Raw genomic sequence first — 13,272 nt, 5'->3', positions numbered from 1 at the left:
TCCTTCCTAAACGATAGAATCTAATACTACACGTCTCATAATATTTGTATCTGGAGTGATTCCGGTCCATTTTTCAAAGGCAATCACGCCTTGATAAATAAACATTCCTAAACCAGAATGAATCTTTGCTCCTTGAGCCTTGGCATCTTGCAATAACTTGGTTTCAAGAGGATTATAAACAATATCACTAACTAAATGATGAGGTTGAATCCATTCTTTTTTTATAAGTGTTTCCTTTATATTGGGATACATCCCTATCGATGTCGTATTGATGATAAGATCTACTTGTTCCATTTCATATGGAAGCTCATGATATGTAATCGCTTTATGAAAATCAGTCTGCTTTAGCTCGTTTAATAATGCGTTTGCCTTATTCAGATCACGATTAACTAGAACTATCCCCTCAATTGGTTGATGAGATAAGGTATAACTAATCGCCCTAGAAGCACCCCCAGCCCCCAAAATCATGATCCGTTTCCCATGAAGTTGAAATCCCGTTTCTTCTTTTAGTGATCGAAGATATCCTTCTCCATCTGTATTGTAGCCAATCAGTTTTCCATCTTTGTTAACGATGGTATTGACTGCGCCAATTCTTGCTGCCTCTTCAGATATTTCATCCAAAAAAGGAATTACATTTACTTTATGGGGAATCGTTACGTTGCATCCCTTAAAATATAAGGCTCTCATTCCTTGAATGGCATCTTTTAAATTCTCTGGTTTTACATCAAATGCTAAATAGATATCATTCAAACCTAAATTCCTTAAACTGGCATTATGCATTTGTGGGGATTTGGAATGGGCGACTGGATGACCAATTAACCCGATGATCCCTGTTTCACTATTTACCATATCAAACTCTCCCAAAAAATACTTCCTTTAAAGTTTCATTTACCTATAAAATATAAAGATTAGATCAATGCTTTACGAATGTGTACCCCTATTCCCTTCGGCACAAAAACATCTACATTGGTCGATTCTCCTCCAACACTTATCCATCCCAAACCTGAGATCACAATGTCCATTTTTTCTTTTCCAGAAACTTTAAAGGAATGTTTCATCAAATTTGGTAAAGCTCCAATCTCTTCCTTTGTAGGAGGGCTAAGTAGTTCTCCTAGATGTTTCTGATAAATCTCTTCTGCCTGACTCCTTTTTGTTCGATGAATAGGCAGCTCATTAGAAATATAACAAACAAAAGTATTAGTTGAATCCCCATTTTGATCGATTCGAGCCAATCCACCCCAAAATAGAGTTTGCTGACCATTTAATTGATAAACCTTAGGTTTCACGGTTTTTTTAGGTGAAATTACTTTTAATGTATGTGGAGAGACCCATTCACTCAAACGATCACGGTTTACTACTCCTGGCGTATCAATTAGGTAATGACCATCTTCTAATGGAAGACGTATCTCGTTAAGAGTAGTGCCTGGAAATCTTGAAGTGGTAAGTTCCACTTGTGTTTCATCTTGTAATTCATGAATCACTCGATTTATAAATGATGACTTACCCACATTGGTTGCACCCACGACAAAAACATCCTGATCTTTTCGATAAGATTGAATAAAGTCTACTACTTCGAATATACCAAGATTATGTTCAGCACTAATGAGGAAAATCTCTTCTGGAGAAAGCCCATGTTCTCTAGCGTATTGTTTTAACCAAATTTTGACCTTGTCCCTATTTGTAGACTTAGGAAATAAATCGATTTTATTAGCAACCATGATAAAAGGATTATGACCAATAAAACGAGGTAATCCTTGGATAAAAGTCCCATCAATATCAAACAAATCTACAATTTGAATGACAAGACTTTTCGTATTGCTTATATTATGTAAAATTTGCAGAAATTCATCTTCATCTATTTGTATCGGTTGTACTTCATTATAATGTTTAATACGAAAACACCTTTGGCAAATTAAATGTTCTTTATTTAATGTAGAGGTAGGAATATAGCCCGCCTTTTTTGAGTCTTCCGTCTGTAAGGCCACTCCACAACCTTCGCAATATTTAATCTCCGTCATTTTAAGCTAATCCTCCCATGACATCATTCCCCGTTTTTTCATCCAAGTTAAGATTCGTCTTTCGAAGAAACGGTTGATTTTTGTTCCTAATCCTTCCTTTTTGGAGATAGGAACAACTAAAATGGTATAAAGGCCTATCCGATTGCCACCAAGTACATCTGTTAGTAATTGATCACCAATTACAACCGTTTCATTCACGGTCGAACCTAAAAGTTCTAATGCTTTATGAAATGCATTTTTAAACGGTTTCCTTGCTTTATAGATATAAGGAACAGTTAAAGGATCGGCAAATTCAGAAACTCTTGTCTTATTATTATTGGACACGATCATCACCTTAAAACCCATTTCTTGTAAGTCATCTAGCCATTTCACTAACTTTGGCGTATACTCTGGTGAATCAGCTTCAACCAATGTGTTATCCAAGTCAGTGATGATCGAGGTGATTCCAGCTTTTTTCAAGGCTTGTAGATCAATATCATATATCGATTTCACATGCAAATTGGGAGCGAATTTATCTAAAAACATGAATGATTATTCTCCTTCTTATCCCTTCATCTGAAAAATAACTATACCATATTTATCCTGTTTTCTGCAAAAAAAATATTAGAAATGAAAAGATAAGTTAATGTAAACTTTATCATAAAAAAGAAGGCTACTTATAAAGTAGTCTTCCTCTATGATTAGGCTTTTATTTCTATTGAAAATTAAAGTTTTTCTTGAACAGATTTTAGCTTTTGCTCCATCGATGCTTTTTTATCACGACGATCATCGATTTTGATTGAAGTAGATACTCTTAAGGCTCCCTTTTCAAAAGGAACCTCATGCATTCTTTGAATGACGGATAAAATATCCTGTAGCTCTCCTTCAATAATCGTGCTCATAGGAGTCAATTGATATTTAAGCGCTTCAGGTGCTTGCTCCAAAACCTTATGTACTTCCGCTACATAATGACTAACACTTGGTGTTCCAGTACCTAGTGGAGTAATCGTTACTTCAACAATCGCCATTAAGAACATCCCCTTTCTTTAATTTTGATTCCTTTATATCTATTTTATAAAAATTTTAAAACTGTTAGAATGATTAATTTGGTAGCAGAACCTGTGGAATTCCCAGTTCTGGATGTTTCACCATAATTGTTTTTGTTTGATAAACCTCTTCTATATGTTCTTTTCTCAGAACTTCAACAACTGTGCCGATTCTTTGTATATTTCCCTGTTTCATAAGCAATAACCGATCGCAATACTGTGCCGCCAGATTTAAATCATGTAATACCATGACCACGGTTAAGCCTTTTTCCTCCTGCCATTTCCTGACTAGTTGCAATACCAATACTTGATGACCAATATCTAAATAAGTGGTGGGTTCGTCCAAAAAAAGAATCTTAGGTTCCTGTACCATTGCGCGGGCTAAAGCCACTAATTGCCGTTCCCCACCAGATAAAGTTTGAATGAGACTGTTTCTTTTTTCCCAGAGATTCATCAAAATCAGCGCGTTTTTGATCACTTCATCATCTTTAGCAGAGAGATTAGCAAATGGTTTTAACCAAGGATATCTCCCCATGGTCACGACTTCATGTACAGTAAAAGGAAGAGGAGGGGTTCCTTCTTGGCCAACAAAGGCAATAACTTTTGCAAGTTCCTTCTTGCTGTAATATTGAATAGATTTACCCTGTAAAAAAATATCGCCAGCAAATTTTGATAAAAGCCCACTCATCGCTCGTAAAAGAGTGCTTTTTCCACTTCCATTAGGCCCAATGATTCCAAAACTTTCACCTGGTTCTATCTCAAAGGAAATCCCTGACAAAATTTCCTTTGTTCCATATTTAAAAGATAAGCTTTGCAACTCAAAAATCTTCATTAATGTTCTCTCCTTATTCCCTTTCGAAGCAAATAAGCAAAAAAAGGTGCACCGATCATTGCTGTAACTACACCGATTGGAATTTCTCTTGAAGGAATAATTGTTCTAGCTATAGTATCAGCCCACAATAAAAACAACGCCCCTGCTAAAGTAGAAATAGGAAGCAAAATCCGATGGTTTGGTCCAGTTAATAAGCGAATAAGATGAGGGATAATCAGACCAACAAATCCGATGATACCAACAATCGATACTGCTGCTGCAGCAAGTAATGAAGCAACGGTTAAAATATAAAACTTTTTCTTCTCTACTTCGATCCCCAAATGTGTTGCAGCTTGTTCACCTAAAGCCAATATATTTAATTCTCGGTATTGCGTGCCTAAATACAATAAACCAACTAGAAAATAAGGCAAAAGGATCCTTACATCTATCCAATCATGGTTGGCTAAACTTCCCATCATCCAAAAGATAATCGATTGCATTTTTTCACCAGACAACGCAATTAAAAAAGTTAATATTGCTCCCGAAAAAGCTTGAATAACAACCCCTGCTAAAATTAGTATCTCATTTGAACGAATATGCTGAGTTGAGGTTAATAAAATGACTAGACCTAGTGAGATAATCGCTCCAATAAAAGCAAAAAGGGGAAGGCTGAATTGACCAAGGAATCCGATTTGATGTCCAAATAATATGGTCATTGCTGCTCCTAGTGCAGCCCCAGACGAAACACCCAGTATATATGGATCTGCTAAAGGGTTACGTAAAACCCCTTGGAATGCAACTCCAGCAACAGATAACATTGCTCCAACTAACAGGCTTAAGAAAACTCTTGGTAATCGTAAATTCCATACGATAGATTCTTGGCCAATTGACCAATTAGGCTCTAAATTTAAAAATGGTAGATGATTAAGTAGTATTCGCACGGTTAATTTGGGTGGTACAGAAACAGAACCGATCATTAAACTTAAGATCATGGAAAACATGAGTAGGAGAATAAGCCCTCCAACCCATAAAAGGATTTTTTTATTCATGTTCATACCATAACCAACTCTAGCAAATCTGGATATAATGCATTGACAATACTTTCTAGGCCATCAATAATGCGATGTGCTCCTAAAACGATGCCGAGAGCAAATAAAGTTTCAGTCTGTGTACCTGAATCATCAGTAATCGTTGAAGGATAATTTGTGATGCTAGATACTGAGTTGGCTGGAGTTTGTACTTCAGGTTGCTTTGATGATACATCATTCGCAATTCCACATCCTGACAACCAGACAAGACTTTTTTTCAACATGCTCTTCTCTCCTTCTTTTTTTGCATGTCGAGGAATAAAAATCCACAAAAGTACCCTACCATTAAAAAAACCCTTTTTATCCTAAGGACAAAAAAGGTTGTATGTATGGTGCTGAAAAACGTTATGAAGAATTTACGTTTTCTCGGCGCCTTCCTTTTCCTCGAAGGATAAGCTTCCTCTATGAATAGGCAGGTCTCCTGGCTTATGGCAATGCAATTTCGCACCTTCCCATCTTAATGACAGTGGCATCACACGAAATGCTTCCAATTTACAGTGGCGGGACCGCGTCGGGATTTCACCGAACTTCCCTTTTCATCTTTTAAGTCATGACTTAAAAGAACCTATTCATACATGCTATTCAATTATGTGTTCTATTATACATCATTTCAAGCATTGAACAAGTCCTTAAATTTAGTTCTAATCGTATTTTATTCGTTCATCAATGTTGCTTGTTTAGAAATCGAATTAGCTCTTAACGTAAAAATATAAACCCCGATAATCACTGTTACTGTTCCAATCAACTGTACAAAAGTAATATGTTCACCTAAGAAAAAGTATGCAAAGAAAGCAGTAAAGATCGGATTAAAATTAAGAAACATCCCCGATTTTGTCCCTCCAACCTTTTGTACCCCTATATTCCAAAAGACCATTCCTAACACTGTTGCACCTATACTAACATAAGCAGTAGCCATCCAAAAAGAAAAATTCGGATCGATCACATAAAATGTGAACAAATTAAAAGGTAACAAAGTAAGAACTCCAAATATGCCTGCCCATAAAGTAGACATTAAAGGTGAAACCTGATGCATCACTTTTCTACCTACTACAGAATAAAGTCCCCAAGAACCAACTGCAGCTAACATGAATAAATCGCCTGTGTTGAAATGAAATCTTAAAAGTTTTTGCCATTCTCCTTCAGATATGACAATGAAAACACCTAGTAATGAAAGAGTCATTCCTAAGATTTGGCGTCTACTCATTTTCTCTTTGAGAATGAAAAAAGATGCTATGGCAATCGCGATTGGATTTAAGGCAGAGATCAGCCCTACATTATCAGCGCTCGTTCTTTCCAATGCAAGAAACATAAAAATATTAAAGAAATCTACACCAGTCACTCCCATTAAAAACAAAAGAAAAAGAGCCTTTCTAGGTGGAAGTAACTGTTTTTCTTTGAACCTAACAAATGGAAAAAGAAATAGGATAGCAATAAACCAACGAATGGAAGTTAAAGTCAAAAAAGAAGCATGGCCAACTAGAAATTTACCCGCTACAAAATTGCCTGCCCATAACATACTTGTAAGTAGTAATAAAAAATAGTAGATCTGTTGCATCTTCTCTCCCCAATCTATGAAAGAATATATGATCATACAATACACCATCTTTTATGATTTTTGAATACTGGAATATTATGGATGTGAGATGAATCACATCATGACGGTTAAATTTCATGTATCCTAATATTAGAGTATATAAAAGGAGGAAGGAACATGGATCAAAAATTTACAAGTATTTAAAACCGATTCGATCAAATGTTTTCTTTACTTCTTCACCGTTTTTATCCTTCTACCCCTTCTTCCTTCCACTTCGATAAAACTCATTAAATAACTTCATCAGTGCTCTTTTTTCTATTCTTGAAACATACGAACGGGAAATCCCTAGTTCTTTGGCGATCTCCCTTTGGGTGCGTTCGTTTCCATCTATCAATCCAAACCGTCCAATGATCACTTCTTTTTCTCGATCATCCAAAATATGAAGAAAGTTATAGATTTTGCTTTTTTCAATTTTTAATTGTACTTCATCAATGACATCATCCAGTTCCGTTCCTAGTACATCAATTAGGGTAATTTCATTTCCTTCTTTATCCGTACCAATTGGATCATGCAAGGAGACGTCTTTCTTGGTTTTCTTTAATGAACGTAGGTGCATGAGAATTTCGTTTTCAATACAACGAGCTGCATATGTAGCCAATTTTGTGCCTTTATTGGCTTGATAACTTTCAATACCTTTAATCAGTCCAATCGTTCCAATCGAGATTAAATCTTCTGTGTCCTCTCCAGTATTCTCGAACTTCTTTACAACATGGGCCACCAGTCGCAAATTATGTTCGATCAATTTGTTTCTTGCTTGCTGATCCCCCCTTAGTAATAAGGTGATTTGGTTTTCTTCATCCTTCTCACTCAGTGGTTGAGGAAAAGCATTATTTTTAACATAAGAAACAAATAAAGTTAACTCTTTAAGCAGTATTGCAAGTGCGGTAAATAAGCCAGACACATTGTCACCTCCTAGGCATCGAAAAGGAAAACTATTATAGTATATGCAGCAAAGGAGAGTTACCGTGCCTGTACCATAAAACTTTTATACTTCACAATATTGTTTTTTTCTGAAAAATCTATAAAAATAAGAATATTTTGTATTATAATATAATTATACAAATACTAAAAATCAAATGGGGGAACATAAAATGAGTATTTTTTTGAGGGTTTGGCGTTTGATGTGGCAATATCATGACCAGATGAAACAATTGCTTCGCTTAAAGCCTTTATTTGCAACAGATGGTATGATCTTAGAAAAGAGTCAAAAAGAAAGTAAGGTTCATTCGATATTTCTTTTTGCTGAGCAAACTGCTGAAGCACAAGAATATCCTTCTTCGAGTTCAAAGCATTCCTACTCTGAACAAGAACCTGAAGACCAACATGACAAATATTCTACAAGACAAAAGATTGGTTTATTTTTAGGACCACTATTATTTTTACTTACTTTATTATTTCCTACATTAGAAGGCCTTACTAATGAAGGAAAGTCTGTAGCTGCCATTGCATTATGGATGGCAACTTGGTGGATTACAGAAGCAGTACCCATTCCACTGACTTCGTTATTACCCATTCTTTTATTTCCGGCAACAGGTGCTGTAAGTTCCAAGGCTGCTACTGCTCCTTATGCTAATGATCTCATTTATCTTTATTTAGGCGGATTCTTATTAGCAATTGCTATTGAACAATGGAATTTACACCGTCGTATTGCTCTACATGTTATTAAAATGTTTGGCAAAAATCTAGATGGATTAGTTCTAGGATTTATGGTAGCTACTGGTTTTCTATCGATGTGGATTTCTAATACAGCTACATCGATGATGATGCTTCCCATTGGTTTAGCGGTTATTTATCAAATCGCAGATCTATTTAAAGAAAAGCAGATCAATATTAACACTGAACAGGGTAAATTCCCATTAGGAACTGCACTGATGTTAGGGATTGCTTATAGTGCTTCGATTGGTGGTGTGGCAACGATTATTGGTACACCGCCTAATACAGTCCTAGTCGCTTTTATTAATGAAACTTATGATAAACAAATTTCCTTTGGCCAGTGGATGGTATTTGGGGTTCCCATTGCCGTGGTAAGTTTGCTCTTTACATGGTGGTATTTAACGAAGATCGCCTTTAAAACGCAAATTAAGTCTCTACCTGGTGGTATTGAAGTCATTAATAACGAAATTCGGAAACTTGGAAGGATGTCAAAGCAGGAAAAACAAGTCTTGGTGATTTTCTCATTAACAGCTTTTCTTTGGATCATTCGAACGTTTGCTATTGATTGGTTTAAATCGATAGATATTCATACGTTTGATAAAATTAACGATACAACGATAGCCATGTTTGCTGCCATTCTTTTATTCGTGATCCCTGTCAGTTTAAAAAATAACCAATTTTTATTAAGTATTGATGCTTTTAAAAAGGTACCATGGGGGATTTTACTTCTATTTGGTGGTGGACTATCGCTAGCAGATGCGATGGCTGATACAGGTTTAGCTGAATGGATTGCTTTAAAACTTCAAGCACTAGAAAATGTTCCAGCCCTTGTTTTGATGTTGGCGGTGACCACCCTAGTGATTTTCTTAACCGAAATGACCTCGAATACCGCAACAGCAACCATGATGATGCCAGTTATGGCCGCTTTAGCAATGGCAATGCATGCTCATCCATATGGTTTCCTAATAACTGCAGCCGTAGCAGCAAGCTTTGCATTTATGTTACCAGTGGCGACTCCACCAAATGCCATTGTTTTTGGAACAGGATATATTACAATCCCCCAAATGGCAAAAGCAGGTTTTTGGCTAAATATCTTTGGAGTTCTTCTTATAACCTTGTTAGCCTATTATTACATCCCAGTCGTATGGAATTTTGATCCGAATGTTTTACCTGATTGGGCAGTTTTTCAACCCAAATAGAATAGGTTTGTATATTCCAACGCGCTCCGTTGTCCGTGTATTTCTATTAATAAAAAATGGGGAAGAAAGTTATACTTTCCCTATAAAAATTGGGTCGTAAAAACGGCCCTTTTTATTTTTAATCCTCATAATCGGCTAGATCGTCCATAATCCCCATAAACACTTGCTTGGCTAATGGTTTTGAAGTAGAAACATTTTTTACTGCTACCGCGACCGCGTATTTGGGACTTTCAACAGGCCCATAACCGATAAACCATTGATTATTTTTGGTTTTATCTGTTTCTGCTGTTCCTGATTTACCTGCCAATTTCCATTTTGCTTGTCTTAAAATTTTCCCTGTCCCTTCCTCGACGACTTTTTCCATCATCTTTCTCATTTCCTCATAAGTCCTTGGACTTCCTACTTTTTCTTCGTTCTTATGAATAGAGAATTGATAATAATCTGCTCCATTTTTATATACGACTTTTTCTACTAATCGTGGCTGGTACACTTCCCCATCGTTTAAAACGGTAACTACCAAATTAGCCGCAGCTAGTGGTGAGATTCTTACATCCTGTTGGCCAATAGCTGTCCTTAATATGGAGCCAAGATCTTTTTTATTTGTATTCTCATGAAATACCCGATTCTTTTGTTCATTATCGATTTGTTGAAAGGATTCATTGTTAAAAAAACGGCCTCTCCAACCAACTTGCCCAACCAATCCTAACTTATCTGCATATTCCTCTATTTTTTCAGGGCCTAACCATTCTGCTACCTTTCCGAAAATAAAATTGATCGAATCGGCATAACCATCAGAAAAAGTCATTTCTTCTGAATCTTGGTCAACAGAGAAATGGTAAAAATCATATTCGCCTTGATAAGCAAATTTCTCTTGCGGTGTAACAACACCTTCTTCTAATCCAGCAATCGCTACAACGGTTTTAAAAATGGAACCTGGCTCAATGACTTGTACAGCTTTGTTGTTCCAATCCGTTGATGTAGGGTTCACTCGGTCTAATTGGAAATCTGGTGCACTTGCCATGGCTAATATGTCGGCATTTTTCGCATCTAACACGACAACACTTCCATCTTCAATCCCATATTTTCTTAATTCTTTTTCTGCGAAAGATTGAACCTCTTTATCGATTGTTGTGACTAATGATAAAGGGTAATAAGGATCTTCTGGTATCTGGTATTTTGAAGCTAGTCCATTTAATGGTTTTCTTTGATTGTCTACAAAATAGGCAATCTTTGATTCACCCACTCCCATCAACAACTCCTGAAAAGACTTTTGTAGTCCGGAACGACCGATTAAACTATCTTTTTTTAATATCCCTCGTTTCAAAAAGTCCTGATACGTTTCATTTTCTAAAATCTCTTTTGGAGCCTGACCTAAGAACCCAATGACATGCTTTGCAAGGACTTGTTCAGCATCTTGAAAGGTATAAGTCGTTGCTAAGATGCCAGGCATATTTAATGCCTCTATTTTCTTTTGTTGTTCAAAGGTGATTTCAATTGGATTTCCATCAATATCCAAATAGTTAGGTGATTTCATTTTACTCATTTTGTTGGTTAGAAAAGTTAAATTGAGGTTAAGGATGTCCGCTAATGTTTTGATATTTTCAGTATTGATCTCCTGCTTGATAAAAGGAAAAATAATCACAGTCCTGATTTCTTTTTGTCCTAATAAAGATTGTTGATTCCGATCATAAATGTTTCCTCGCCCATTGGACAAAATAAATTCTTGTTTTCTTTGGCGTATTGAGTTTGTGATCAAATCAATATGATGTGATGAAAAATCTCGAGTTGCAATGATTTGAATCCAAGATAATCTACCTAGTAATGCAACCCATAACATAGATAGTAAAATGAGAACTTGAAACATTCTTCGTTTATTTCTTGAGGGGTGAGCCATAATTATCCTCCACTTTTGGCAATATTATTACCATTTTTGCCAGATTCTCAGGAGGATAAACGAAAAGAAGCCATTAGCTACACGAGCTTGGCTTCTCTTTCTTGAAGAATCGTTTTTATTTTGGTTACCAAAAGATCGATCGCAACTTTATTTTTACCCCCTTCGGGGATAATGATATCTGCATATCGTTTTGTCGGCTCAATAAATTGTAAATGCATCGGTCTGACGACAGATAGATATTGGTCAATGACGGATTCGATAGTTCTTCCGCGTTCACGAATATCCCTAACCATTCTTCTAATGATTCTTACATCAGCATCTGTATCAACAAATATTTTAATATCCATTAAATCTCTTAGTCTTTTATCCTCTAATACCAGAATCCCTTCTAAGATTATCACATCCTTAGGTAGGACTCGATTAGTTTCAGCTTTTCGGTTATGAATTGAGAAATCGTATATCGGTTTTTGTATAGGTTGATAATTGAGCAATCTGTTAATGTGTTCAATAAACAAATCATTGTCAAAAGCAAAAGGGTGATCGTAATTGGTTTTTACCCTTTCTTCAAACGATAAATGAGATTGGTCTTTATAATAGGCATCTTGCTCAATCATAAGAACTTTCTGATCAGGGAAACTCTTGATAATGCGCCTGGCAACAGTCGTCTTTCCTGATCCCGTTCCACCGGCCACTCCGATTACAACGGGTCTTTGCATAAATCAATTCTCCTTCCGCATCATATCATAAGGGTAAACGGGCTGATCTACTTTTACCTTCACAATTTGAAGTGGATGTCTTGCTGCATCTAGTAGATTGCCATCTTTATCTTCTATCTGTTCAATTTTTTGTATAAATTTGGTATTCGAACCAAAGAACTCTACTTCTTGACCTACCATAAAATTATTTCTTTGTTGAATCGTTGCTATGCCTGTTGTTTGGTCATAGTCTAAAACCAAACCAACAAAATCGTATTTTCGCATTTTAGGCTCATTCCCATAAATTTGATCCTCTTGATTTGGGGTGGTATAATAAAATGCTTTTGTAAGTGGCCTGTGGCTTGCTTTTTCAATTTCGTCCAACCAAGCAGGATTAAAGGTATAATTTTGTGGATCTTCAAAATAAGCATCAATCGCTTGACGATAAGCATTCACCACTGTTGCTACATAGTGGACACTTTTCATTCTTCCTTCAATTTTAAGAGAATCTACACCAGTTTCTATCATATCTGGAATCGATTCGATCATGCATAAGTCTTTTGAACTCATCGTGTAGGAATCATCTTCTGGATTAAATAAAGGAATTTCCTGTTTATTATCCACCGAATCATTGTCCATCATACCATCTTCAAATAAATCATATTTCCAGCGACAAGATTGGGCACATCCCCCACGGTTAGCATCCCGGCTTGTCATATGATTGGACAATACGCATCGTCCCGAATAAGAAATACACATCGCACCATGTATAAATGCTTCAATTTCTACATCTACATGCTGTTTAATTTCGCGAATTTCTTTTAAGGAAACTTCACGAGCCAAAACGACACGGGCAATTCCTTCTTCCTTCCAAAACTTTACAGATTGCCAGTTTGTTGTCGAAGCCTGAGTACTTAAATGTATTTCTAAACCTGGTGCGATTTGTTTTGCCGTTTGTATGATCGATGGGTCAGCAACGATTATCGCATCAATACCAATATTTTCTAATGTTTTTAAATAGCTCTCAAGTCCCTTTAAATCATCATTATGAGCAATAATGTTTGTCGCAACAAATACTTTGGCACCGCGTTGATGAGCAAAGTTAACCCCTTTTTCCATATCCTCAAAGGTAAAGTTTCCGGCTTTTGCTCTTAAACCAAATTGTTGTCCACCAATATATACGGCATCTGCGCCGTAGCGAACCGCAAATTCAAGTTTTTCCAAATTACCTGCTGGAGCAAGGAGCTCCGGTTTTTTTATTGAAATTTGAGGTTGCATGATCGTACTCATTTGTT

Annotated in this window: 13 protein-coding genes and 1 riboswitch; of the genes, 1 reads left to right on the top strand and 12 read right to left on the bottom strand. The window is 36.3% G+C overall.

Annotated features, from left to right (window positions below; all coding sequences use genetic code 11):
• Window positions 1-6: 6 nt before the first annotated feature.
• From U473_RS03205 to sigK, 9 genes are all read right to left on the bottom strand, one after another.
• Complete coding sequence (locus U473_RS03205) at window positions 7-849, bottom strand: shikimate dehydrogenase (protein ID WP_068727424.1); 843 nt, start codon at window positions 847-849, stop codon at window positions 7-9.
• A gap of 59 nt (window positions 850-908) precedes the next feature.
• Window positions 909-2,018 (bottom strand): ribosome biogenesis GTPase YqeH, encoded by a 1,110-nt coding sequence (gene yqeH / locus U473_RS03200; protein WP_068723271.1) that lies wholly within the window; start codon window positions 2,016-2,018, stop codon window positions 909-911.
• 6 nt (window positions 2,019-2,024) lie between these two features.
• A complete protein-coding gene (locus tag U473_RS03195; RefSeq protein ID WP_068723268.1) occupies window positions 2,025-2,543 on the bottom strand; it encodes a YqeG family HAD IIIA-type phosphatase in 519 nt (172 codons plus the stop codon).
• Window positions 2,544-2,722: 179 nt separating this feature from the next.
• Complete coding sequence (locus U473_RS03190; RefSeq protein WP_068723266.1) at window positions 2,723-3,025, bottom strand: MTH1187 family thiamine-binding protein; 303 nt, start codon at window positions 3,023-3,025, stop codon at window positions 2,723-2,725.
• 73 nt (window positions 3,026-3,098) lie between these two features.
• Window positions 3,099-3,875: an ABC transporter ATP-binding protein gene (locus U473_RS03185; protein WP_068723262.1), complete on the bottom strand. Its 777-nt coding sequence runs from the start codon at window positions 3,873-3,875 to the stop codon at window positions 3,099-3,101.
• On the bottom strand, window positions 3,875-4,903 hold the full coding sequence (locus tag U473_RS03180; RefSeq protein ID WP_068727423.1) for a FecCD family ABC transporter permease: 1,029 nt from the start codon (window positions 4,901-4,903) through the stop codon (window positions 3,875-3,877). Before U473_RS03180 ends, U473_RS03185 begins: the two co-directional genes overlap by 1 nt.
• Window positions 4,904-4,905: 2 nt before the next feature.
• Window positions 4,906-5,166 carry a hypothetical protein gene (locus tag U473_RS03175; RefSeq protein ID WP_068723260.1) on the bottom strand — a complete coding sequence of 87 codons (261 nt, stop codon included), beginning with the start codon at window positions 5,164-5,166 and terminating at the stop codon, window positions 4,906-4,908.
• A gap of 170 nt (window positions 5,167-5,336) precedes the next feature.
• Window positions 5,337-5,526: riboswitch (cobalamin riboswitch) on the bottom strand.
• 68 nt (window positions 5,527-5,594) lie between these two features.
• On the bottom strand, window positions 5,595-6,497 hold the full coding sequence (locus U473_RS03170; RefSeq protein ID WP_068723258.1) for a DMT family transporter: 903 nt from the start codon (window positions 6,495-6,497) through the stop codon (window positions 5,595-5,597).
• A 232-nt stretch (window positions 6,498-6,729) separates the two neighbouring features.
• Complete coding sequence (sigK, locus tag U473_RS03165; protein ID WP_068723256.1) at window positions 6,730-7,437, bottom strand: RNA polymerase sporulation sigma factor SigK; 708 nt, start codon at window positions 7,435-7,437, stop codon at window positions 6,730-6,732.
• A 190-nt stretch (window positions 7,438-7,627) separates the two neighbouring features.
• On the opposite strand from sigK, the gene U473_RS03160 reads away from it, so the two are divergent.
• A complete protein-coding gene (locus U473_RS03160; RefSeq protein ID WP_068723255.1) occupies window positions 7,628-9,388 on the top strand; it encodes an SLC13 family permease in 1,761 nt (586 codons plus the stop codon).
• Window positions 9,389-9,506: 118 nt separating this feature from the next.
• Here U473_RS03160 and U473_RS03155 read toward each other — a convergent pair whose 3' ends face one another.
• The 3 genes from U473_RS03155 to U473_RS03145 form a co-directional block, all read right to left on the bottom strand.
• Window positions 9,507-11,282 carry a peptidoglycan D,D-transpeptidase FtsI family protein gene (locus tag U473_RS03155; protein WP_068723252.1) on the bottom strand — a complete coding sequence of 592 codons (1,776 nt, stop codon included), beginning with the start codon at window positions 11,280-11,282 and terminating at the stop codon, window positions 9,507-9,509.
• 77 nt (window positions 11,283-11,359) lie between these two features.
• On the bottom strand, window positions 11,360-11,998 hold the full coding sequence (udk, locus tag U473_RS03150; protein ID WP_068723250.1) for a uridine kinase: 639 nt from the start codon (window positions 11,996-11,998) through the stop codon (window positions 11,360-11,362).
• Window positions 11,999-12,001: 3 nt separating this feature from the next.
• Window positions 12,002-13,267: a peptidase U32 family protein gene (locus U473_RS03145; RefSeq protein WP_068723248.1), complete on the bottom strand. Its 1,266-nt coding sequence runs from the start codon at window positions 13,265-13,267 to the stop codon at window positions 12,002-12,004.
• Between the last annotated feature and the right edge of the window lie 5 nt (window positions 13,268-13,272).

The sequence above is a fragment of the Tepidibacillus decaturensis genome, from assembly GCF_001561915.1.
Taxonomy (GTDB): Bacteria; Bacillota; Bacilli; order Tepidibacillales; family Tepidibacillaceae; genus Tepidibacillus_B; species Tepidibacillus_B infernus.
The sequence above is the reverse complement of the archived record's forward strand: the minus strand, read 5'-3'. Positions and strand labels throughout refer to the sequence as shown.